The sequence below is a fragment of the Gemella sp. zg-1178 genome (assembly GCF_018790995.1).
In the GTDB taxonomy this organism is placed as follows: Bacteria; Bacillota; Bacilli; order Staphylococcales; family Gemellaceae; genus Gemelliphila.
Genome location: NZ_JAHKEI010000005.1, coordinates 39,061 through 60,960, shown reverse-complemented (window position 1 = coordinate 60,960; position 21,900 = coordinate 39,061). Strand labels below are relative to the sequence as shown.

Here is a 21,900-nt window from a genome sequence, read left to right as displayed (position 1 = left end):
TTTAAAAAGAAAATTATTTGCAAGTGTTGAAAGTAAAATGCGAGAGTTTGTTAAATAATATAGATTTCTATACGAATTATCTGGCTAATTTTAGATAGAAATTATACTGCACCTAAAGAGGTAAAATTAGAAATTATAAATCTTTTAGCTAACTTTTTAAAAATATTAAAAAATTAGAAAAAACATGTAAATTGTATAATTAAATGTAGAATTTATTATAAGGCTTGGTTTGATTTTTTAAAGTAAGGACGACTACAAATCTTATAAAGATTATTTGATTGAGAATAATATAGATTATTGAGGAGAAAATTATGAAAAATGATGTAATAATAGCATTAGATTTTCCAACATTAGAAGAAAGCCTAGATTTTTTGGATAAGTTTCAAGATGAAAAACCATTTGTTAAGGTAGGAATGGAATTGTATTTGCAAAATGGACCTAGAGTTTTAGAAGAAATCAAAAAAAGAGGGCATAAAATATTTTTAGATTTAAAACTTCATGACATACCCAATACAGTTTACGGAGCAAGCAAGGGGCTAGCAAAATTTTCTGTTGATATTTTAACAGTGCATGCTGCTGGTGGACAAGAAATGTTAGAAGCTGCTAAAAAAGGTATGCTTATTGGTGGAAGTTTCAAGACAAGGGTAATTGCAATTACACAATTAACATCAACATCAAAAGAAAATATGAAAAAAGAACAGCTGATAGAAAAAAGTTTAGAAGCAAGTGTTTTGAATTATGCAAAACTGGCAGAAAAAGCAAGGCTTGATGGTGTGGTATCATCTGTTCTTGAAGTTAGTAAAATAAAAGAGGTTACTAAGGAAAAATTTTTAAAAGTAACACCAGGTATTCGCCTTGCAACTGATGAGGACGGCGACCAAAAAAGAATTGCGACACCCAAGCGTGCAAGAGAAATGGGTTCTACACATATAGTAGTAGGTCGCCCCATAACACAATCAGAAGACCCGGTAGCTGCTTATAAAAAATTTAAGAAAGAATTTTTAGGGCAATAAATTTTGTAAATAGTTTTAAAAAATTAAGAAGGAGATAATATAATGACTAAGAATCTTGCTCAAGAAGTAGCAAAAAATTTATTAGAAATCAAGGCAGTGGAACTAAGACCCCACGACTATTTTACTTGGACATCAGGAATTAAATCACCCATATACTGTGATAATAGGCTGACTATGTCTTATCCGAATGTTCGTCGCAATATAGCTAATGGCTTAGCTCAACTTATCAAAGAAAACTTTTCAGAAGTTACGGTTGTAGCAGGAACAGCTACGGCTGGTATACCTCACGCAGCATGGGTTAGTGAGCTACTAGATTTGCCAATGTCTTATGTTCGAGACTCTAAGAAAAAACATGGAAAAACTAACCAAATTGAAGGTTTAGTGAAAAAAAATGATAAGGTGGTTGTAGTAGAAGATTTAATTTCTACTGGACTATCATCAATAAATGTAGTAAAAGCATTAGAAGAAATAGGTTGTGAGGTTTTAGGAGTAGTAGCAATTTATAGTTATAATTTACCTAAGGCTCTAGCAGCATTTAAAGAAGCAAATGTAAAATATTTCACAATAACTAACTATGACTTGTTGATAGAAGAAGCGAGTAAGCAAGGCTACATCAAAGAAGAAGACAAAGAAGAGTTAGTTAAATGGAGAAATAATCTTTAAGAACATTAAAAATTTTTTGAGAATTAAAATTTCATAAAAAATATATAATATTTAGTGTGGCTAAGAAAAATCTGCACTAAATATTTTTTATTACTTTCTTACCTACATCTATTAATAAAAAGCTGAAATTTCAAATGAATATTTTTAGCAACATATATTAATAAAGAGTAGAAATTTCAAGCAGATATTTTTATTCCTTTTTAGCGACAGACATTAGTAAAGATATGAAATTCTAAACAAATATTTTTATTAATTTTTTATTCACATATATTAATAAATAGCTGAAATCCAAAATAAATATTTGTTATCAACATTTATTAACAAATAAAAATACCTTGACAAAAGACAAGGTATTTTTATTTTTCTTCAAAAATTTCTTTCCATTTAGAGTAGCCTTCTTCATCTAATTTTTCATAGGCTATAAATTTCAAGGCTGCAGAATTTATACAGTATCTAAGTCCGCCCTTATCAAGTGGCCCATCACTAAAGACATGTCCCAAATGAGAGTTGGCTTCTTTACTGCGTACTTCTACCCTGTGCATACCGTAAGAAAAATCTGCGTGATTTGTAACCATCTTGTTTTCTATGGGTTTAGAAAAGGCAGGCCAGCCACAACCAGAATTAAATTTATCAAGTGAAGAGAATAAGACTTCACCACTCACGACATCGACATAAATACCCTTTTCAAAAAAGTTATCATATTTCCCAGAAAATGCTCTTTCTGTCGCAGAGTTTTGTGTAACTTCGTAGGCTAACTCGCCAATTCTTTTCTTTAAATCATCTTTATTTTCTAACATATAAACTCCTTATTAATAATAATCTATATTAAGTATAGCCCTCTTAAGATTTTTTGTCAAAATTTAGAAATTAATTTTTTATTTTTTAATGATTATACATGATTTTTACAATCTTCGTGAATATCAATAAAGCTATGTTATATACTATATTTATCTTTAAGAATATTTTTTATTTTTTGATTGGCTGCTCTGTAATTTATTTCATTAGAATTAATAAGGGCATGCATTGTTATTGTTTTTTCTTCGTCATTGGTATTCCACAGGTGACTTTCGTGAACATTATCCACACCAGAAATATTTAAGATATCATTACCAATATCCTTGATATTAATATTAGAATAATCCATTAATATTAAAAATGCTTTTTTGGTAATTTTATAGCCCCCTTTAAAAAGGACAAAACTTATAAAAATACTCATAATAACATCAACTATTTTGTAGCCTGTAAAATAGATAATAATAGCTGAAATAATAAGGCCGATAGAATTTATTAAATCTCCGATAAAATGCCAAATTGCACTTTGCACATTCAAATTATTTTCTTCTTTAAGACTTTTATGCAATACCAAAGTTATCCTTATATTGAATATCAAAACGATTATAGAAATTCCTAGCATAGTTTTTAATTCTATTTCACGAGGATAAATAATAGACAAAATACCCTCGATTATCATGTAAAAAGAAATGGCGATAAGGACTAAGCCGTTGACAAATGCTGTGATAACTTCTAAACGCAGATAGCCGAATGTAAAATTATCTGTTGGCTTTTTTGCTGAAAAATATATGGCAATAGCACTTGCTCCCAAGGCTAAAACGTCAGAAAGCATGTGAAAAGAATCTCCGATTAGGGCTAGAGAATTAGATATAATACCTCCAAATAATTCTAATAAGGCAAAAGCAAGAGTTATTATAATACTTATGTAAATAGTTTTTTAAGATTTAATTTGATTTTTATAATGTTTAGTATGATGAAAATTTGTTGTTAGTGTGTTCATAATTATTCCTCCTCTTTACATCATACAAGTTAATTTTTTCTTTACCAGCCAATGATAGTTAATATCATTAAGACATAAAAATAAAAAAGAGAATTTCTATTACTAAAAATTCTCTTTTGAATATAATTTATCCTAAGTATTGACCTAAAAGCAGACCGAAGTAGGTTCCTATGATGTAACCGAGAGTTCCTACTAGCATGGCAGGAGCAACAAATTTATGCCAGCTCTTAGATATTGCCATGGCCACAGCGGTAGTAGGTCCACCAATATTTGCATTTGAAGCTATGATAGCTTCTTCAACAGTGAAATTAAAAATTTTTGCACCAATAAAAGTAACTACCATATTAACAAGAACTATTATTGCACAAAATACTACTATCAATGGTGATTTTTCTAATATAGAAGTAATAGAAGCAGGAATACCGATTACTACAAAAAAGATGTAGATTAAAAATGTTCCAAGTTCATTACTTGATTTTATACTTTGGAAAAATTTCGGGAAAGCACTTGTTAAAATCACGGTTATTGTAGCCAAGATTAAATATTTATTTGAAATAAATTGCATGATAGGATTTTCTCCTAGCTTTACTAAATGCTCTGATAGGGTAAAACTTAAAGCCACTATCACAGCAGAGCTTGCAAAAGAAAAGGCAATATCTCTGACTGAAGTGTTAAGATTTTTTTCTTCTTTTTTTATTTCATTTTGATTTTGGTGATTGTAGGTTGACTTAAAATGTTTTTGAAAAAATTTAGAACTAGGTATAGCGATTAATATAAAGAAGTATATAACTGTAATTAAATAGTCGCTAACTGTAACGGCTGATACCAAATCAGATGGAGTGTTAAAGGCTGTTGTTACAGCAACAAAATTCACACTACCTCCTATGTATGAAGCTGTCATCATACCTGCTATATGATTTAAAACTGGTATGTGGTTATGTAGTAATATGTAACCTAACATAGCTCCTAATATTGTACCTAGAGAAGAAATTAAAAATATTATGGTCATGCGACCACTTTCTTTCCAAATTTGTTTAATATCACATTGAAAAAGTAACATGGGTATGGCTAATGGAATTACATAAGACCAAATACTGTCATAAACTTCAGATTCTGTAGGAATTATTTTTAAATTACCTAGTGTCGCAGCTATTATCATAGCAATAATAGCACCGGTGATTTTTTTTGCCCATGTAAACTTATCTTCTAAATATATACTAAATGCGGCTATAAATAAAATTATAGCCCACAAAATCCAAATATTATCTGCTTGTATCATAGATACCTCCTAAGTATTTTATAATTATTTAGTGTAGCCAGTTATTTTTAAACATTTAATAACTTCAATTAATGTTGGTGTCAACTTACTTTTATCAGGCTTATAAATATCTATCCACTCATAAGAAGATATTTCATTTGCTATTGCAAAATCATATTTATAGTCCACCATAAAAATATAAGATGTGATAGGTATATTTTCAAACTGAGCTGTTGAATTTATTGTTGTTAAAAATCTTATACTATTTTCATCTACACTAATATTCAATTCTTCTTTTAACTCTCTGATAAGAGCTTCTTCTTTTGTTTCATCAACTTCTAATTTTCCACCTGGCAAAATAAAATGACTAGCATTATTTTTCTTTTTTAGGGCTAAAAGTTTTCTATCTCTAATAATTATTCCTGCTGATTTTATAATTTTATTTTCTTGATTCATAATTTCTATACCAAAATATTCCTATAATAGTTATTATTGCCGTTAAGTAAGGAAAGGCTAAATATATTTTTGCAGTTACACTTATACTCATAAGTATAGCCTGAATTAAGGACGGTACAAATATAATTAAAGGAACTGCCTTATTCACATTAAATTTTTTAGCTAGGTACATAGTTGCAAGAAGCCAAACAAGTATTATGACTATACAAATTATTCGAGGAATATAAAAATTATAATTTTTAGCAAAACCAAAAGGATTAAATACCAGTAGAATTATCATAAAAATAAAAATTCCACTTTGAACATTGCTGACAGTTTGCCTATTAATATTCTGATTTATTATAAGAGAATATATTACTAAAAATCCTAGAAGTGCTAATGACAAAATCACAATTATTTCTATAATATTAGCAGGAACAAACGGATTTGTTAGCATAGGAAAAAAATAAAAAAATAAGTAAATAGAAAATAAGAAAAGCAATCTAAATTTTTCAAACTTTTTATTCATAACTAGTCCTCCTTAGTAACTAATGCACCTATAAAATATCCAGCAAAAGAAAGTATAAAAATTATAAGAAATACTACAATAACAGAATTATTATAAATAAAAAATAAGCCTGCACTACACATGGCAGATAAAAAAGGTATTTGTATTTCCTTGCCTAGCCTGTATGTGAAAAATAAATTTAGAGCAAAAGATAAAAATGCTAAAATAAGCATAATAGCAAAGGCTGCTTTGTCTAAATTATTCGTAGTATAACTAAGTATTAAGATAGGTATAGCTATATAACTAACTAAAAAAATTAAAAACATTCCAAATAAATGTTTAAAGGTCATTATTAACCTCCTTTTGTCGAAAATATATTTTTTCTTTATCAAAGTAAAAAATAATAAAAAATAATAAAAAATAATTTTGAAATCATTTTTAAAATTTAATGTATATAATTATACACAAATAAAAAAAAAATACAATAAATAGTTATCAAATCAAATTTAAAATAAATTTATTTGAAATGAAATATCAAAAATTTATTTTTAAATTTTATTATGATCATCTATTCTGAAATAACTTGTTAAATATTAAAAATTAGAGTAAAATTATTTTATAACAATTATTTTAAAGGAGTATAGAATATGTCAAAGGTACATGTATTTGATCATCCCTTAATTCAGCATAAACTATCATTCATTAGAGATATAGAGACAAGTTCTAAAGACTTTAGACAACTAACTAATGAAGTTGGTATGTTAATGGGCTATGAATTAACTAGGGATTTACCATTGGAAGAAGTAACAGTTACGACACCTGTGGAAACTACAACTTGCAAAAGATTGTCAGGAAAAAAAATAGTTTTTGTTCCAATTTTAAGAGCAGGTTTAGGAATGGTAGATGGGTTAATGGCTTTAATTCCATCTGCAAGAGTTGGGCATGTTGGTTTGTATAGAGATCCGGAAACTTTGCAACCACACGAATATTTTGTAAAGATACCTAACGAACCAGAAAAAAGACAATTTATAGTAGTCGACCCAATGTTAGCAACTGGAGGTTCTGCCATAGCGGCGATAAACTCTTTAAAACAAAGAGGGGTTACTGATATTAAATTTATGTGTTTAATAGCAGCACCAGAAGGCGTAGAAGCACTAAAAAATGCTCATCCTGAAATTGAAATTTTTATTGCAGGCTTAGATAGTCATTTGAACGATCATGGCTATATTGTTCCAGGACTTGGTGATGCGGGAGATAGAATATTTGGAACTAAGTAAAATATTAAAATTGTTTTAATGGGTATTTTAAAACTAAAATTACTTGAAACATAAATTAAAAAATAATATAATGTAAACTGTACGTCTAATATGTTAAGACAGTAGATGATATACAAAACTAATTTCTAAAAAGAGAGGCGAGAGATTAAATGCATGAGCAAACTTATCTCATCACGAAATTATTTGGTACTGATATTACTTTAAATATACCTAGTGCCATAGGTACTATTTTAACTTGTTTGATAACATTTTTTATGGTTATGTTTTTCACAAAGAGAGTAGAATTAAGACCAGATAGTAAACGGCAAAATATGATTGAAATAATTGCAGACTTAATAAGAAAAGTTATTTCAGAAAATATATCTTGGGCTAAGTATGGAAAAAATTTATGGGCTATGGGGTTAAGTTTAGTAACATTATTAGTAGTTGCTAATACCATTGGAGTTTTATTAGAAATTAGCTATGATGATGTATTATATATAAACTCTGTTACAGCAGATCCAACTTTTACTTTTACGTTGGCAGGTATCATGATATTGTTCACTCATTATTATAGTTATAAAAACAAGGGTGCTAAGTTTTACTTGGGTACTTTTGCTTCGAACGGTGTATGGCTAACACCCTTCAAAATTATAGAAGAGTTTGTAAATATACTTACTCTATCAATGCGTTTGTTTGGTAACATATTCGCAGGTGAAGTTCTATTAGGTATGCTAGTTTCCCTAGCTACTATCGGCGGAGTTTTATACTTCATACCAGGAATTATCGGGCTTGTAATATGGAAAGGCTTCTCACTATTTATAGGTTTTATCCAAGCATATATATTTACAACAATGGTGTATACCTACATTTCACATAAAGTTTCAGATGAACACTAAAAACATAATTATTATACAAAAATTTACGGAGGTTAAAAATTAATTATGGGATTATTAGGAGCAGGAATAGCGGCAGGTTTAGCTGCTTTAGGAGCAGGTATTGGCAATGGATTTTTATTTGGAAAATATATGGAATCATCAGCACGTCAACCAGAGCTAGAACCAAAATTCAAATCTAGTGCATTAATGATGTTCGCCTTAGTAGAGGGTTTCCCAATTCTTAGTATCGTAGTGGCGTTTATACTTATATATAAATAATAGATAACTACCAGAATACTAAGATAGGAGGATGTTAAATATGGGACAATTAATATTTTTAGCTACAGAACATTCTTCTCAACAAGGTTTTAATATAGCAAATATAATAGTAAACGTAATTGCAGGATTAATTCTTTTTTGGGCACTTTATAAATTTGCTTGGAGTAAACTACTAAATATGCTTGATGAACGTCAAGCTTTAGTAAATAATCAACTTGACGAAGCTGAAAGAAACCAAAAAGAATCTTTAGAATTATTAAAAAAAAATCAAGAAAACTTAGCCAATGCACAAGCTGAAATCAAAGATATGATGGAAAAAGCTCGCGAACAGTCTAAACTTGAAAAACGCACAATTCTAAATGATGCAAAAGAACACGCAGAACTAATAAAAGAAAATGCTAGACGAGACATCGAAGACGAGAAGAACAAAGCACTAGATGAAATAAGCAAGCAAATAGTAGAATTATCTGTATTGGTAGCATCAAAAATTATTGAAAAAGAATTAGATGCTAATGCTCAAAGTGTACTTGTAGATAAAATTATAAGAGAGGTAGGGAATAAGTAATGAGTAAATCGATTTTAGCTGCTAAAATAGGAAAAACACTATTTAACATTGCTAAAGCAAACAACACATTATCAATAGTTGATAATGATTTAAAACAATGCTCAAAAGCTATTTTAGAAGAAAATAGCTTCATTACTTTGATGAATAACCCTAATATAAGTAAAGAACAAAAATGTCAAATAATTGATAAAGCATTTAGTGGTGTTAATAAATACGTTGTGAATGTTATAAAAATTTTGGCAAATAATTTACAAATAACTTTAATAGGAGATGTAGTAGAAGTTTATACAGAAATAAGTAATGTATTCAACAATACAACTTTTGTAAAAGTAGAATCTGTTTATAAACTAAATTCTGAAGAACTAACTAAATTAGCTGATACTATTAAGGGGAAACTAAATGTTAATAAAGTAGAAATAGATAATGTTATTGATGAAAGTTTAATTGGAGGACTAAAGATATCTTACAAGGGTAAAGTAATAGACTCCACAATTAAGACAAGAATTAAGGATATTCAAAGAAAAATGGCTAACATTTAGTATAAAAAATTAAGGAGGGACATAGATGGCTATTAAAGCTGAAGAGATTAGTGTACTACTTAAATCTCAAATAGAAGATTATCAGTTTGAATTAAAGTCAACAGATGTCGGAACAGTAATAGAAGTTGGAGACGGTATAGCTCGTGTGTATGGTCTTAATGAAATTATGAGCGGAGAGCTGGTAGAATTTCCTAAAACAGGAGTAATGGGACTAGCTCAAAATTTAGAGGAAACTAATGTAGGTATAGTTATTTTAGGTTCTACAAAAAATATTGTTGAAGGTGATAAAGTACGTAGGACTGGTCGTGTTATGGATGTACCCGTAGGAGAAGAACTGATCGGACGTGTAGTAAATCCACTAGGGCAGTCAGTTGATGGACGTGGAGCTATTAAAACTACCAAACGTCGTCCAATAGAATCACCAGCGGTAGGGGTAATGGGACGTAAATCAGTATCTGTTCCTTTTCAAACAGGTATTAAAGCCATAGATTCACTAGTACCAATCGGACGTGGGCAACGCGAACTTATAATTGGAGATAGACAAACAGGTAAAACATCTGTTGCAATAGATTCAATTCTTGCTCAAAAAGGACAAAATATGATTTGTATCTATGTAGCTATTGGTCAAAAAGAATCTACTGTTCGTAGTGTTGTTGAAACATTAAAAGCACATGGTGCTATGGAATATACGATTGTAGTAACAGCATCATCTTCACAACCAGCACCTCTTCTTTATATAGCACCTTATGCAGGGGTAGCTATGGCAGAAGAATTTATGTTTAACGGTAAAGATGTAGTTATAGTTTATGACGACTTGTCTAAACAAGCGGCCGCTTATCGTGAGCTTTCATTATTACTTAAACGACCACCAGGACGTGAAGCATATCCAGGCGATGTATTCTACTTGCATAGTCGTTTATTAGAAAGAGCAGCCCGTGTTAATGAAGATTTTGGTGGGGGCTCTATAACAGCTCTACCATTTGTTGAAACTCAAGCAGGAGATATTTCGGCTTATGTACCAACAAACGTTATTTCAATAACAGACGGACAAATATTCTTGCAGTCAGACCTATTTTTCTCTGGAGTAAGACCAGCTATTAATGCTGGGTTATCAGTATCACGAGTTGGTGGTTCTGCACAAATTAAGGCTATGAAAAAAGTGTCTGGTACCTTACGTCTTGACCTAGCCTCTTATAGAGAGTTAGAAAGTTTTGCGCAATTTGGTTCAGATTTAGACCCTGCAACAAGAGCAAAACTTGATAGAGGACAAAGAACAGTTGAGGTATTAAAACAAGATTTACATAAACCAATTCCAGTAGAAAAACAAGTTATGATACTTTATGCTTTGACTAAGGGCTATTTAGATGATGTTGCAGTAAAAGATATTCATAGATTTGAACAAGAATTATATTCTTACTTAGATGCTAATCCTAATGAAGCGATAAAATATATTCAAGAAACTAAGGATTTACCAGAAGCAGAAGTTATGAATTCAGTCATAGAAGCATTTAAAAAAACTTTCTCTTAAAATGTAATTAGAAAAGGCGGTGAATTAGTTGGCATCACTTAGAGATATAAAAAATAAAATAAACTCTACTAAAAAAACAAGCCACATCACTAAGGCTATGGAAATGGTATCTACTTCTAAATTAATGAAGGCACAATCTAATGCAGTTAGATTTACCCCTTATATGAAAAAAATACAAGAAGTAATGGCTACAATCTTTTCTAATAACAAGACTTTGAAACATCCAATGTTAGTAAAAAGAGAGGTTAAGAAAACATTATATGTAGTTATCACTAGCGATAGTGGTTTATGTGGAGGATTTAATTCTAATATAATAAGAAATCTTGTAAATACTGTAACAAGTAGACATGCTAGCAATGACGAATACGGTATAGTATCTATCGGAAATTACGGGACAGAATTTTTTAGAAAAAATGCTTTTCCACTTATAGATTTCTATAGAGATTTACCCGACGAACCGAGTTTTTCTCAGGTTAAAGAAATTACGAGTAAGGTTGTTGGTTACTATGAAGATAAAAAATATGATAAAATTTATCTTCATTACAACCACTTTATAAGTATGATTTCTCAAGAAGTTACAGAAACACAAGTATTACCAATAGAAAATAAAGATGAGTTAATGAGTACGGACTCTAAAGAAACAGTTTTAGGTATGTATAATTTCGAGCCTAATCCTTCTGGAGTTTTAAGTGTCTTATTACCTCAATATGCTGAAAGTATGATTTATGGAAGTATTTTAGATAGTAAAGCAAGTGAACATTCAGCGCGTAAAACTGCTATGAAAAATTCAACAGACAATGCTCAAGCTATTATTGATACACTATCTATTAAATATAATCGTGCACGTCAAGCAGCTATTACACAAGAAATAACAGAAATTGTTGCCGGTGCAGCTGCCACTCAATAATTTAAAAAATGATGAAAGGAGAAGCTACCATAAGTAGCAAAGAACATAATGAACAAAGGTTATATTCTCCAAGTTACGGGACCTGTAGTAGACGTACAGTTTGAAGCAGGGCAAATGCCTGATTTATTAAACGCACTTGAAGTGTATATTGATAAGGGCGATGGAAATAAAGAAAAATTAGTTCTTGAAGTATCTCTACACATAGGGGATAATGCAGTAAGAACTATAGCTATGGCATCAACAGATGGACTTAGTAGGGGGGCTGAAGTTTTTGATACTGGTGCTCCTATATCAGTGCCAGTAGGAAATTTCACGCTTGGACGTGTATTTAACGTACTAGGGGAACCAGTTGATAATAAAGAAGCTGCTGGAGCAGAAATTAAAAAAGATGCTATTCATAGAGAAGCACCTACTTTTGAAGATTTATCAACACAAGTAGAAGTATTAGAAACAGGTATCAAAGTAATAGACTTGTTAGCACCTTACATCAAGGGTGGGAAAATAGGTTTATTCGGTGGAGCTGGAGTAGGAAAAACAGTTTTAATTCAGGAACTTATTAACAACGTTGCACAACAACATGGGGGTATTTCTGTATTCACAGGAGTTGGAGAGCGAACTCGTGAAGGGAACGACCTTTACTATGAAATGAGCGACTCAGGAGTTATCAATAAAACTGCCATGGTTTTTGGTCAGATGAACGAACCACCTGGAGCACGTATGCGTGTTGCATTAACAGGACTAACAATGGCAGAGCATTTCCGAGATGAAGAAGGGCAAGACGTGTTATTATTCATTGATAATATCTTCCGTTTTACTCAAGCAGGTTCAGAAGTTTCTGCCTTGCTAGGACGTATGCCGTCAGCCGTTGGTTATCAACCAACATTAGCAACTGAAATGGGTAGATTACAAGAACGTATTACATCAACAAAAAAAGGTTCGGTTACATCTATTCAAGCAATTTATGTGCCAGCAGATGACTATACTGACCCAGCACCAGCAACAACATTTGCTCACTTGGACGCAACAACAAACTTAGAGCGTGCCTTAACAGAAATGGGTATTTATCCAGCTGTTGACCCTCTTGCTTCTACATCAAGAGCACTTTCTCCAGAAATAGTAGGAGAAGACCACTACAATGTTGCTACAAGAGTACAAAGAACACTACAAAAATATCGTGAGCTACAAGATATTATTGCAATACTAGGTATGGATGAATTAAGTGATGAAGATAAGAAAACAGTTGAAAGAGCAAGACGTATTCAATTCTTCCTATCACAAAATTTCCATGTTGCTGAACAATTTACAGGGCAACCTGGCTCATACGTACCCGTATCAGAATCGGTAGAAGCATTTAGAGATATACTTGATGGTAAATATGACAATATTCCAGAAGACTGTTTCCGTTTAGTTGGAGGAATAAAAGACGTATTGGAAAAAGCTAGTAAACTTGGAGTTGAAGTATAAAATAGGAGATATATATGAATACTATGAAAGTAACAATAGCTACCCCTCATGGAGAAGTTTATAATGAGCAGAATATCAGAATGGTTACAATAGAAACACATAATGGTAGTATGGGCATTATGGCAAAACATGAACCAACAGTTACAACATTAAAAATAGGCACTTTAAAAGTTGTAGACGATAAAAATAAAAATATCTATTTTGCAGTAAGTGAAGGTGTTGCAGAATGTCATGGCAAAGAAGTTACCATTATAGTTCAAACTGCTGAATTAGCTGATATTATTGATAAGGACCGTGCGGAACGTGCAAAACAAAGAGCAGAAGAAAGATTAACCTCTGATACGAACTATGATGTAAAAAGAGCTCAGATAGCTTTAGCAAAAGCTCTAGCACGTTTAAAAGTAGCAGAATTAAATTAGAAAAAGTATGACAAATATTTGTCATACTTTTTTATTTTAAAATTATTAATGGGAATTTTTAAAATTATATGTAAAAACGAATAAGAAATTAAATTCTATTTATTTAGATATTAAAATAAAAAATAAAAAATTATTGATTACTAATTTTAATAAATAATTTTAATAATAAAGTAGTAAAAAATAAGTTTATAAAAATTTTCTTTAAAAATGTATAGAATAAAATTTTCATCTTAATTTTTTAAAAAGAATTTAAGATGTTTTTGGGAAATTAATATTAAATTTAGCATTAGATAAAGATATTTTATTAAAATTTCTTTGGGAAATATTTTGACTTATCAGCCATGATATGATATTCTATTTTATAATAATGTAAAAAGATGGGAGTGATTTTATTGGTAGGAACAGCAAAGCCATTTAGTAAACTATATAACCTAACACATAGGGCAGACAAGGTAGGAATTTCTGACGAAGATGTGCTAAAGGAAATATATGTTGATAAAATAGTACCGAGTAAGTTTCAACCTAGACGAGAATTTGATGATAGTAAGATTATAGAATTAGCAGAATCAATTAAACAAAATGGTTTGTTGCAATCAATAACTGTAAGAGAGTTAGCAGACGGGAATTATGAACTTATTGCTGGGGAACGAAGACTTAGAGCCTTAAAATACTTAAACGAAACAAAAACCAAGGCAATAGTAAAAGAATTGACTGATGAACAGATGGCAACCTTAGCCTTAATAGAAAATATTCAAAGAGAAGAATTAAGTCCCATAGAAGAAGCTAATGCCTATCAGCAATTATTAGAAATAAATAATATTACGCAAGAAGAGTTAGCCAAATCATTAGGAAAAACTCAGGCAACTGTTGCCAACAAAATTAGATTGTTAAAATTATGTCCCAAAGTAGTAGATGCAATTAGTACAAAAAAAATTACTGAAAGACATGGCAGGGCAATGGTTAAATTAGAAACTAATGTTCAAGAAAAAATATTGCAACAAATTCTACTTCAAAATCTAAATGTTGTTCAGACAGAAGAAAAAATCAATAATTACTTAGAATTAAAAAATGAAAATAAGACTTCTGATAATATTATAAATTATGATGCTCAAAAAATATTGGCAAAGTTGCTCAAAGAAATTTCTAAGTTAGAAGAAAAATATGATGTAGACTTGTCAAAAGAAGAAGATGAAGAAATGAATGCTGTGGTTCTAACAGTTAGAGTACCTAGATATAAACAATAAAGGAGAAGGAATGAAAGTATTAGCAGTGTGCAACCAAAAGGGTGGTGTGGGGAAGACAACAACGGCTATAAATTTAGCAGCATCACTTGCAAGTTTAAAGAAGAAAGTATTAATGATAGATACAGACCCCCAAGCCAATGCGACAAGTGGTATCGGTATTGATAAAAATGATGTAGAAAAATCAATTTATAGCGTACTTGTTGATGAAGTAAATATAAATACAGCTATAAAACCTACGTCTTATGACAATCTTGATATAGTTCCATCAAGTATAGAACTAGCTGGTGCAGAAGTAGAACTTGTTTCTGTAATCAGTCGTGAACAAAGAATGAAAAATTCCATATCAGAATTAGAAAGTTCTTATGACTATATAATTATAGACTGTCCTCCATCTTTGGGTCTTATTACACTAAATTCACTGACGGCTGCTGACGGAGTAATAATTCCTGTACAAACAGAATATTACGCCTTAGAAGGATTAAGTCAACTGATGAATACATTTAATATAGTTAGAAAACACCTAAATTCAACATTAGAAATTTTTGGTGTTCTGCTGACAATGACAGATAGCAGAACCAATATTTCTAGTCAGGTATCAGAAGAAGTGCGTAAATATTTTAAAGAAAAAATTTTTGATACCATAATTTCAAGAACGGTAAGACTTAGTGAAGCTCCAAGTTTTGGCGAACCTATTATTGAATATGCAAAGTCTTCTACTGGAGCAAAACAATATCTAGCATTGGCAAAAGAGGTGATTGGTCGTGGCTAAATCAAAAGGATTAGGAAAAGGTCTAGGAGCTATTTTTCAAACGGAAAATGTTGAACAAATAGATGACAACTTTGTAAAAATTGAAGAAATAGATATAGAAAAAATTAAAAAAAATCCTTATCAACCCAGAACAACATTTAATGAAGAAAAAATCACAGAATTAGCAGGATCAATAGAAACAAATGGTCTTTTGCAACCCATAATTTTAAAAAAATCTATTAATGGCTACTATATAGTTGCAGGGGAAAGACGGGTTAAGGCATTTGAAAAATTAGGAAAGAAATCAATTCCAGCCATAGTAAAAAAATTTAGTGACGAAGAGATGATGGTTTTTGGCATTTTAGAAAATTTACAGCGCGAAGACTTATCAGTTTTAGAAGAGGCCTTGAGTTATAAACAATTAATGGATAGTTTAAAAATAACGCAAGAAGAGCTTGCTAAAAAATTAGGTAAGAGTAGACCCTATGTTACTAACACCTTACGTTTACTAAAATTACCCCAGTCTGTAAAAGAAATGCTGGCAAATAATTTAATAACTGCAGGGCATGCAAAGACTCTACTCGGCTTGAAAGTAGAAAAAGAAATTCCTATTCTTGCACAAAAAGTTATTAAAGAAAATATGTCAGTTAGAAATTTAGAAGACTATATAGCTAAAATTAAAAATCCTGCAATTATAAAAAAAACTATCAAAAAAGATATTTTTATTGAAGAACAAGAAAATATTTTGAAAAAATTATTGGGGACGGAAGTTAAGATAAAACAAAGTCGTAATAAAAAAGGTAAGATAGAAATAGAATTTAATGATAATGAAGAATTTGACAGAATAGTGGGATTATTTAGGAACTAAAAATGGAAGTGTTAAAAAATAAATTTTTAAATATAATAACAGATGAAAATTTGTACAAAATTCTTTTAGAGAAAATATTATTAATAATATTAATTGCAGTTATAGCCAGCCTTACAACCAAAATAATTTTAAAAATTTCTGATTACATAATGCTAACAAGTTTAAAAACTAATGAAAAATTTGGCATTAAGGCTAATATAAAACGTACCGATACGTTGCATAAATTAATCAATAACCTAATAAAATATCTGATATACTTTATAGCTTCTATTCAGATACTCTCTGTTTTCGGTATAAACACAACAGGAATTTTAGCAAGTGCTGGGATAGTCAGTGTTGCCATTGGATTTGGAGCTCAAAGTCTTGTTAAAGATGTAATTACAGGATTTTTCTTGATATTAGAAGGTCAGTTTGATGTTGGGGATTATGTAAAAATAAATAATCAATCTGCTTTTATAGCCGAAGGAAGTGTCCTTGCCCTAGGTTTACGTTCAACAAAAATACTCGCTAATAGTGGTGAAATTTATTTTATTCCCAATAGTAGCATTAATCAAGTTATTAATTATTCTCAAACTTATAATCTAGCTACAGCAGAATTTTCTATTTTAATTACAGAAAGTTTAGAAAAATTAGAAATGGAAATAAATAGCTTACTAGATTCATTAAATTCAAGTGATAACTACAATAAATATTTTTACAAAAAAGAAAAAATAATATTGACTGCTATTACAAAAATAGAAGATAATATTGCTAGTATTAAAGTAGGGGTTAAGGTCAAATTAAATAAATCTAGTCTAGTAGAAACAAAACTAAGAAAAGATTTTTATAATAAATTTCAAGGCAGATTGAAAGGTTAATAAGAGGAGCTTATGGATTACGATTTGAATGATATTATCGAAATGAAAAAAAAACATCCTTGCGGAACAAATCGTTGGCAAATTACCAGGATGGGAGCAGATATAAAAATTAAATGCTTAAAGTGTGATAATTCAATAATGATGGTACGCAGAGAATTTAACAAAAAAATAAAAAAAATACTGGAGAAAAATAAGTAAAATAGGATAATTATTTTTAATTATTTTTTAAAAAATTACTTAGGCTATTAAACAAAAAATATATATTAGAAAAATTATGTTTTGATTTTTTGAAACATAATTTTTTTATTAAAATATAATTTTAAAAACTCTAAGTGCAGTGAGATTGCTAGAATATCTTACTGTATTTTTTTGCTTGGATATGTTATTATGTTAAGATAATATTTTTAAATTTTATATGTCTAGTAAAAATTTACAGGAGAAAAAATGGTTGCAATAGAATCTAAAGATAGCCTATATGTAGAAAATCTACTACCAGATAGTGAGAAATTTTTTAAAGAATTAGAAATATTTGCTAAAGAAAATCATGTTCCTATTATTGATAAGATAGGCTTGGCATATTTAGTTCAATTATTAAAAATAAAAAAAGCTAAAAATATTTTAGAAATTGGCACAGCTATTGCTTACAGTTCTATAAATTTATGCGAAAAAGTCGGCTGTAAGGTTACAACTATTGAGCGTGATAAAAAAATGTATGATTTGGCAAGAAAAAATGTGTCTGCAAGAAATCTACTAAATAAAATAAGTTTGATTTATGGCGATGCTTTAGAATTGTCAGAAGAAGTAGTAAAAAATTCTCCTTATGATGTAGTTTTTATTGATGGGGCAAAAAGTCAAAGTAGAAAATTTTTTGAATTATATGAACCATATTTTTCTGAAGATGTGCTAGTAATTACGGATAATGTTTTGTTTAAGGGGATGGTAGCAGACCCCAGCATTATTAAACAGAGTAGAGATTTAAAACAATTATCAAGAAAAATTAATAATTATAATGAGTGGCTAATGAAAAATAAAAATTATGAAACGGTAATTTTACCCTTTGGAGATGGAATAGCTATTACTATTAGAAGTTAGTAGTAAAAATATTTCAACTTAAATCTTATGGTATAATAATTTCATTTTTTTAGTTTTATTTTTTAATTATTGAAAGGTAAATTATGACAGTAGAATTAGTAGTAACACCTAAAAGTATTGACCATATTTACGAATTAATAAATGTCGGAGCAGACGCATTTGTTATTGGTGAAGAAAAATTTGGTCTAAGATTAGCTGGTGAATTTGATAGGGAAGATTTGAAAAGAGCTATTCAAATAATACATCAAGCAGGAAAAAAAGCATACGTCAGTGCAAATGCAATTTTTCATAATAAACATTTAGAAGAACTTGTAGACTATTTAAAATATGTAGATACTTTAAGTCCTGATGCAGTGATATACGGCGAACCAACTATAATAACTATAGTAAGAGAAGAAAAATTAAATTTCAAATTGCAGTGGGATCCCCATACTCTAGCAACAAATTCTTTTTCTTGCAATTATTGGGGCAAGCGAGGAGCATACAGAACCTGTCTATCTAAAGAACTTACAATAGAAGAAATTGAAGAAATAGCTGTCAAGTCAGAATATGAACTTGAAGTGCAAGTCCAAGGAATGTTATGTATGTTTCAGTCTATAAGAAGTTTAGTGGATAATTATTTTCTGTATAGCGACAAGGAAGAATATATAGAAAAATATTCTAACTCTAAAAAACTATTTTTATACAGTAAAGACAGAAATGAACGCTATCCAATTTTTGAAGATTCCAACGGTACCCATATTATGAGTGCCAATGATATTTGTGCGATTGAATATTTGGATAGATTAATTTCATCGGGGGTAACAGCCCTAAAAATTGACGGAATTTTAAAAAGTGAAGACTACATCACAGAAGTAACAACAATTTATCGTGATGCTATTGACTTATACTATGAAGATGAAGAATCTTATCAAGAAGAAAAGAAAGATTTTTACGACGATATTGAAAGAATAAAACCTAAGTATAGAAACATAGATTTAGGATTTTTCAATAAAAAAACTATATATTGATTAATAATTTTAGATTGTTTAATATTTTTTATTAAAAATATTTTAAAATTATAATGCTTTAAGTAAAAAACTTAAATAAAATTTCTAATTTAGAATTTAAAAGGAGGCAGGGTCATACTTGAATATGACTACCTAATTTATGGCAATACCAAAAATTTCAGAAATAATTAATGGAAAAAGAGTAATAACGAGAAAACCAGAATTACTAATGCCAGCAGGTAATTTGGAAAAATTAAAGGTTGCAGTTCACTATGGAGCTGATGCAATTTTTCTTGGTGGTCAAGAATTTGGTCTGCGAAGTAATGCAGATAATTTCACTATCGAAGAAATAAAAGAGGGTTGCGAATTTGCTAAGGGTTACGGAGCAGATATTTATGTAACAGCAAACATTATAGCCCACAATGAAAATTTTGGCGGCTTAGAAGAATTTTTATCAGCCTTGCAAGATGCAGGTGTTAGAGGAATAATAGTAGCTGACCCTTACATAATAGAAACTTGTAGAAGAGTTGCTCCTAATGTAGAAATACATATAAGCACACAGCAATCAATTTCTAATTATAAGGAAGTGCAATACTGGGAAAGTGAAAATGTTCACCGAGTAGTTTTAGCAAGAGAAACTGGTTATGAAGAAATTAAAGAAATTCGTGAAAAAACAAATGTAGAAATAGAAATGTTTGTACATGGTGCTATGTGTATAGCCTACTCGGGCAGATGTACCTTGAGTAATTATATGACGGCTAGAGATAGTAACAGGGGTGGTTGTTGTCAATCGTGTCGCTGGAATTATGACTTGTATGAAGAAGATAAGACAGAAGATACAGCACTTTATACAGAAGGTTCCGACCCTTACGCCATGAGTCCAAAAGATTTAACTCTAATAGAGAGTATACCAGAAATTATAGAATTAGGTATTGATTCTTTAAAGGTAGAGGGGCGTATGAAATCTATACACTATGTTGCAACTGTTGCTAGTGTTTATAGAAAATTAATAGATGATTACTGTGCCGATCCAGATAATTTTGAAATGACACCAGCCTACAAATTAGAATTGTATAAATGTGCTAACAGGGATACAGCTTCATCATTTTTCTACAATATACCAACTTACAAAGAACAAATGTTTGGTAATCAAGGTGGCAAGAAAACAAATTTTGATTTCGTAGGACAGGTTTTACACTATGATGAAAGTAGTGGAATAGCAACTATTCAACAAAGAAATCATTTCAAAACTGGTGATAGGGTAGAATTTTTTGGCCCCGAGATAGAAAGTTTTGAACAGGTTATTGGCGAAATCTATGACGAAGATGGCGACTTGATAGACGCTGCAAGACACCCGCTACAAATTATCAGAACAAAAATTGATAGTAGGGTATTCAAGCAAAATATGATGAGAAAAGAAATTGGAGCAAGATAATTATGAATAAACCTTTAGTTATCGGTATAGTTGGTGGAAGTGGTAGCGGAAAAACTACTGTTACCAAAAGAATTATAGAAGAATTAACCAAAGATAAAGTTGTATTAATTGAACAAGATTATTATTACAAAGACCAAAGTCATATGACCATGGAAGAAAGAATAAAAACTAATTACGACCACCCAGATGCATTTGATAATGAATACTTATGTTCTCAACTTAAAGAATTAATTGCAGGAAAAACTGTTGAAATGCCAAGATATGATTATGTAAATCACACAAGAAGTAAAGAAACAGTTATTCAAGAATCAAAAGAAGTTATTATTTTAGAGGGCTTATTCGGTTTGTATTCAAAGACTATAAGAGAATTTTTAGATATAAAAATTTTTGTAGATACACCCAGTGATATAAGAATATTACGTCGCTTGCTTAGAGATATGAACGAAAGAGGTCGTAGTGTTGAATCTGTAATTAATCAATACTTAACTTCAGTAAGACCTATGCACGAACAATATATACAACCGACTAAACAATATGCAGATATAATAATTCCTGATGGTGGTTATAACGACATAGCAGTAGATATATTAATAACAAAAATTAAATCAATACTAGAAAAATAATATAAAAAAGTGTATACTAAATTTTAGAAAGTATAAAAAGGAGATAATACATGGCAATAGAAGAAAATTTAGAATATCAAATGACACAAGAAGGTTATGACAAGTTAATAGCAGAATTAGAACACTATAAAAAAGTAAAACGGCCAGAAGTTATAGAAAAAATAAAAATTGCACGTAGTTTTGGAGACTTGTCTGAGAACTCTGAGTATGATGCTGCAAAAGACGAACAAGGATTTATAGAGCAAAAAATTCTTGAAATGGAACAAATGATTCGTTATGCAAAAATTATTGAAATTGATACATCATCAAATACAATACGTTTGGGTCATACGGTAACTTATGTAGAAGTACCTAGTGGTGAAGAAGAAACTTACAAGATAGTGGGTAGTGCAGAAGCAAATCCTTTTGAATTTAAAATTTCTAATGAATCTCCAGTGGCTCAAGCCTTGTTGGGTAAAGAAGTTGGCGATGTGGTAAAAGTTTCTCTACCTACTGGTCCAGAAGATTCAATCGATATTAAAATTTTGAAAGTTGAGTAAT

Annotated in this window: 27 protein-coding genes; 21 read left to right on the top strand and 6 right to left on the bottom strand. The window is 30.1% G+C overall.

Annotated elements, in window-relative coordinates; all coding sequences use genetic code 11:
• The first annotated feature begins 311 nt into the window (after nucleotides 1-311).
• Both pyrF and pyrE read left to right on the top strand, forming a co-directional pair.
• Nucleotides 312-1,013 (top strand): orotidine-5'-phosphate decarboxylase, encoded by a 702-nt coding sequence (gene pyrF / locus KMP12_RS02200; protein ID WP_215756102.1) that lies wholly within the window; start codon nucleotides 312-314, stop codon nucleotides 1,011-1,013.
• Between the two features lie 42 nt (nucleotides 1,014-1,055).
• Nucleotides 1,056-1,676, top strand: coding sequence for an orotate phosphoribosyltransferase (gene pyrE / locus KMP12_RS02195; RefSeq protein ID WP_215756101.1), 621 nt, complete (start codon nucleotides 1,056-1,058; stop codon nucleotides 1,674-1,676).
• Nucleotides 1,677-2,032: 356 nt separating this feature from the next.
• Here pyrE and msrB read toward each other — a convergent pair whose 3' ends face one another.
• The 6 genes from msrB to KMP12_RS02165 all read right to left on the bottom strand — a co-directional run bounded on the left by msrB (nucleotide 2,033) and on the right by KMP12_RS02165 (nucleotide 6,019).
• Nucleotides 2,033-2,473: a peptide-methionine (R)-S-oxide reductase MsrB gene (msrB, locus tag KMP12_RS02190; protein ID WP_215756100.1), complete on the bottom strand. Its 441-nt coding sequence runs from the start codon at nucleotides 2,471-2,473 to the stop codon at nucleotides 2,033-2,035.
• Between the two features lie 137 nt (nucleotides 2,474-2,610).
• Nucleotides 2,611-3,393 (bottom strand): cation diffusion facilitator family transporter, encoded by a 783-nt coding sequence (locus tag KMP12_RS02185; protein ID WP_371821649.1) that lies wholly within the window; start codon nucleotides 3,391-3,393, stop codon nucleotides 2,611-2,613.
• 202 nt (nucleotides 3,394-3,595) lie between these two features.
• On the bottom strand, nucleotides 3,596-4,747 hold the full coding sequence (locus KMP12_RS02180; RefSeq protein WP_215756099.1) for a DUF819 family protein: 1,152 nt from the start codon (nucleotides 4,745-4,747) through the stop codon (nucleotides 3,596-3,598).
• 24 nt (nucleotides 4,748-4,771) lie between these two features.
• Nucleotides 4,772-5,182 (bottom strand): NUDIX hydrolase, encoded by a 411-nt coding sequence (locus tag KMP12_RS02175; protein WP_215756098.1) that lies wholly within the window; start codon nucleotides 5,180-5,182, stop codon nucleotides 4,772-4,774.
• Nucleotides 5,166-5,690, bottom strand: coding sequence for a hypothetical protein (locus tag KMP12_RS02170; RefSeq protein ID WP_215756097.1), 525 nt, complete (start codon nucleotides 5,688-5,690; stop codon nucleotides 5,166-5,168). Before KMP12_RS02170 ends, KMP12_RS02175 begins: the two co-directional genes overlap by 17 nt.
• 2 nt (nucleotides 5,691-5,692) lie before the next feature.
• Nucleotides 5,693-6,019 carry a hypothetical protein gene (locus KMP12_RS02165; protein ID WP_215756096.1) on the bottom strand — a complete coding sequence of 109 codons (327 nt, stop codon included), beginning with the start codon at nucleotides 6,017-6,019 and terminating at the stop codon, nucleotides 5,693-5,695.
• A gap of 297 nt (nucleotides 6,020-6,316) precedes the next feature.
• On the opposite strand from KMP12_RS02165, the gene upp reads away from it, so the two are divergent.
• From upp to greA, 19 genes are all read left to right on the top strand, one after another.
• The gene (upp, locus tag KMP12_RS02160) at nucleotides 6,317-6,946 is read left to right on the top strand and encodes a uracil phosphoribosyltransferase (protein WP_215756095.1); all 630 of its coding nucleotides are present in this window, start codon (nucleotides 6,317-6,319) and stop codon (nucleotides 6,944-6,946) included.
• Between the two features lie 149 nt (nucleotides 6,947-7,095).
• On the top strand, nucleotides 7,096-7,824 hold the full coding sequence (gene atpB, locus KMP12_RS02155; protein WP_215756094.1) for a F0F1 ATP synthase subunit A: 729 nt from the start codon (nucleotides 7,096-7,098) through the stop codon (nucleotides 7,822-7,824).
• Nucleotides 7,825-7,869: 45 nt separating this feature from the next.
• Nucleotides 7,870-8,082, top strand: coding sequence for a F0F1 ATP synthase subunit C (gene atpE, locus KMP12_RS02150; protein WP_215756093.1), 213 nt, complete (start codon nucleotides 7,870-7,872; stop codon nucleotides 8,080-8,082).
• A gap of 40 nt (nucleotides 8,083-8,122) precedes the next feature.
• Nucleotides 8,123-8,647 carry a F0F1 ATP synthase subunit B gene (gene atpF, locus KMP12_RS02145; RefSeq protein ID WP_215756092.1) on the top strand — a complete coding sequence of 175 codons (525 nt, stop codon included), beginning with the start codon at nucleotides 8,123-8,125 and terminating at the stop codon, nucleotides 8,645-8,647.
• Nucleotides 8,647-9,186, top strand: a complete 540-nt coding sequence (gene atpH / locus KMP12_RS02140) for an ATP synthase F1 subunit delta (RefSeq protein WP_215756091.1) — start codon at nucleotides 8,647-8,649, stop codon at nucleotides 9,184-9,186. The genes atpF and atpH overlap by 1 nt, the downstream gene beginning before the upstream one ends.
• Nucleotides 9,187-9,211: 25 nt before the next feature.
• Nucleotides 9,212-10,714 carry a F0F1 ATP synthase subunit alpha gene (gene atpA / locus KMP12_RS02135; RefSeq protein WP_215756090.1) on the top strand — a complete coding sequence of 501 codons (1,503 nt, stop codon included), beginning with the start codon at nucleotides 9,212-9,214 and terminating at the stop codon, nucleotides 10,712-10,714.
• A 28-nt stretch (nucleotides 10,715-10,742) separates the two neighbouring features.
• Nucleotides 10,743-11,621 carry an ATP synthase F1 subunit gamma gene (gene atpG, locus KMP12_RS02130; protein ID WP_215756089.1) on the top strand — a complete coding sequence of 293 codons (879 nt, stop codon included), beginning with the start codon at nucleotides 10,743-10,745 and terminating at the stop codon, nucleotides 11,619-11,621.
• Between the two features lie 48 nt (nucleotides 11,622-11,669).
• Nucleotides 11,670-13,085: a F0F1 ATP synthase subunit beta gene (atpD, locus tag KMP12_RS02125; protein WP_215756088.1), complete on the top strand. Its 1,416-nt coding sequence runs from the start codon at nucleotides 11,670-11,672 to the stop codon at nucleotides 13,083-13,085.
• Between the two features lie 14 nt (nucleotides 13,086-13,099).
• A complete protein-coding gene (locus KMP12_RS02120; RefSeq protein ID WP_215756087.1) occupies nucleotides 13,100-13,504 on the top strand; it encodes a F0F1 ATP synthase subunit epsilon in 405 nt (134 codons plus the stop codon).
• A gap of 392 nt (nucleotides 13,505-13,896) precedes the next feature.
• Complete coding sequence (locus KMP12_RS02115; protein WP_215756086.1) at nucleotides 13,897-14,748, top strand: ParB/RepB/Spo0J family partition protein; 852 nt, start codon at nucleotides 13,897-13,899, stop codon at nucleotides 14,746-14,748.
• A gap of 10 nt (nucleotides 14,749-14,758) precedes the next feature.
• Nucleotides 14,759-15,517, top strand: a complete 759-nt coding sequence (locus KMP12_RS02110) for a ParA family protein (protein WP_215756085.1) — start codon at nucleotides 14,759-14,761, stop codon at nucleotides 15,515-15,517.
• Entirely contained in the window at nucleotides 15,510-16,364 is an 855-nt protein-coding gene (locus tag KMP12_RS02105; protein WP_215756084.1) for a ParB/RepB/Spo0J family partition protein, read from the top strand. The genes KMP12_RS02110 and KMP12_RS02105 overlap by 8 nt, the downstream gene beginning before the upstream one ends.
• Nucleotides 16,365-16,366: 2 nt before the next feature.
• On the top strand, nucleotides 16,367-17,221 hold the full coding sequence (locus KMP12_RS02100; RefSeq protein ID WP_215756083.1) for a mechanosensitive ion channel family protein: 855 nt from the start codon (nucleotides 16,367-16,369) through the stop codon (nucleotides 17,219-17,221).
• 12 nt (nucleotides 17,222-17,233) lie between these two features.
• Complete coding sequence (locus tag KMP12_RS02095; RefSeq protein WP_215756082.1) at nucleotides 17,234-17,419, top strand: DUF951 domain-containing protein; 186 nt, start codon at nucleotides 17,234-17,236, stop codon at nucleotides 17,417-17,419.
• 246 nt (nucleotides 17,420-17,665) lie between these two features.
• Nucleotides 17,666-18,313 (top strand): O-methyltransferase, encoded by a 648-nt coding sequence (locus KMP12_RS02090; protein WP_215756081.1) that lies wholly within the window; start codon nucleotides 17,666-17,668, stop codon nucleotides 18,311-18,313.
• Nucleotides 18,314-18,393: 80 nt separating this feature from the next.
• The gene (locus tag KMP12_RS02085; RefSeq protein ID WP_215756142.1) at nucleotides 18,394-19,323 is read left to right on the top strand and encodes a peptidase U32 family protein; all 930 of its coding nucleotides are present in this window, start codon (nucleotides 18,394-18,396) and stop codon (nucleotides 19,321-19,323) included.
• A gap of 139 nt (nucleotides 19,324-19,462) precedes the next feature.
• Nucleotides 19,463-20,737, top strand: coding sequence for a peptidase U32 family protein (locus tag KMP12_RS02080; protein ID WP_215756080.1), 1,275 nt, complete (start codon nucleotides 19,463-19,465; stop codon nucleotides 20,735-20,737).
• Nucleotides 20,738-20,739: 2 nt separating this feature from the next.
• On the top strand, nucleotides 20,740-21,360 hold the full coding sequence (udk, locus tag KMP12_RS02075) for a uridine kinase (RefSeq protein ID WP_215756079.1): 621 nt from the start codon (nucleotides 20,740-20,742) through the stop codon (nucleotides 21,358-21,360).
• A gap of 56 nt (nucleotides 21,361-21,416) precedes the next feature.
• A complete protein-coding gene (greA, locus tag KMP12_RS02070; protein WP_215756141.1) occupies nucleotides 21,417-21,899 on the top strand; it encodes a transcription elongation factor GreA in 483 nt (160 codons plus the stop codon).
• Nucleotide 21,900 lies beyond the last annotated feature (1 nt).

What these genes read in the sequence shown, in the direction of transcription:
- pyrF (WP_215756102.1), top strand. Translation starts at nt 312, where the DNA reads ATGAAAAATGATGTAATAATAGCATTAGATTTTCCAACATTAGAAGAA.
- pyrE (WP_215756101.1), top strand. Translation starts at nt 1,056, where the DNA reads ATGACTAAGAATCTTGCTCAAGAAGTAGCAAAAAATTTATTAGAAATC.
- msrB (WP_215756100.1), bottom strand. Translation starts at nt 2,473, where the DNA reads ATGTTAGAAAATAAAGATGATTTAAAGAAAAGAATTGGCGAGTTAGCC.
- KMP12_RS02180 (WP_215756099.1), bottom strand. Translation starts at nt 4,747, where the DNA reads ATGATACAAGCAGATAATATTTGGATTTTGTGGGCTATAATTTTATTT.
- KMP12_RS02175 (WP_215756098.1), bottom strand. Translation starts at nt 5,182, where the DNA reads ATGAATCAAGAAAATAAAATTATAAAATCAGCAGGAATAATTATTAGA.
- KMP12_RS02170 (WP_215756097.1), bottom strand. Translation starts at nt 5,690, where the DNA reads ATGAATAAAAAGTTTGAAAAATTTAGATTGCTTTTCTTATTTTCTATT.
- KMP12_RS02165 (WP_215756096.1), bottom strand. Translation starts at nt 6,019, where the DNA reads ATGACCTTTAAACATTTATTTGGAATGTTTTTAATTTTTTTAGTTAGT.
- upp (WP_215756095.1), top strand. Translation starts at nt 6,317, where the DNA reads ATGTCAAAGGTACATGTATTTGATCATCCCTTAATTCAGCATAAACTA.
- atpB (WP_215756094.1), top strand. Translation starts at nt 7,096, where the DNA reads ATGCATGAGCAAACTTATCTCATCACGAAATTATTTGGTACTGATATT.
- atpE (WP_215756093.1), top strand. Translation starts at nt 7,870, where the DNA reads ATGGGATTATTAGGAGCAGGAATAGCGGCAGGTTTAGCTGCTTTAGGA.
- atpF (WP_215756092.1), top strand. Translation starts at nt 8,123, where the DNA reads ATGGGACAATTAATATTTTTAGCTACAGAACATTCTTCTCAACAAGGT.
- atpH (WP_215756091.1), top strand. Translation starts at nt 8,647, where the DNA reads ATGAGTAAATCGATTTTAGCTGCTAAAATAGGAAAAACACTATTTAAC.
- atpA (WP_215756090.1), top strand. Translation starts at nt 9,212, where the DNA reads ATGGCTATTAAAGCTGAAGAGATTAGTGTACTACTTAAATCTCAAATA.
- atpD (WP_215756088.1), top strand. Translation starts at nt 11,670, where the DNA reads ATGAACAAAGGTTATATTCTCCAAGTTACGGGACCTGTAGTAGACGTA.
- KMP12_RS02120 (WP_215756087.1), top strand. Translation starts at nt 13,100, where the DNA reads ATGAATACTATGAAAGTAACAATAGCTACCCCTCATGGAGAAGTTTAT.
- KMP12_RS02110 (WP_215756085.1), top strand. Translation starts at nt 14,759, where the DNA reads ATGAAAGTATTAGCAGTGTGCAACCAAAAGGGTGGTGTGGGGAAGACA.
- KMP12_RS02100 (WP_215756083.1), top strand. Translation starts at nt 16,367, where the DNA reads ATGGAAGTGTTAAAAAATAAATTTTTAAATATAATAACAGATGAAAAT.
- KMP12_RS02095 (WP_215756082.1), top strand. Translation starts at nt 17,234, where the DNA reads ATGGATTACGATTTGAATGATATTATCGAAATGAAAAAAAAACATCCT.
- KMP12_RS02090 (WP_215756081.1), top strand. Translation starts at nt 17,666, where the DNA reads ATGGTTGCAATAGAATCTAAAGATAGCCTATATGTAGAAAATCTACTA.
- KMP12_RS02080 (WP_215756080.1), top strand. Translation starts at nt 19,463, where the DNA reads ATGGCAATACCAAAAATTTCAGAAATAATTAATGGAAAAAGAGTAATA.
- udk (WP_215756079.1), top strand. Translation starts at nt 20,740, where the DNA reads ATGAATAAACCTTTAGTTATCGGTATAGTTGGTGGAAGTGGTAGCGGA.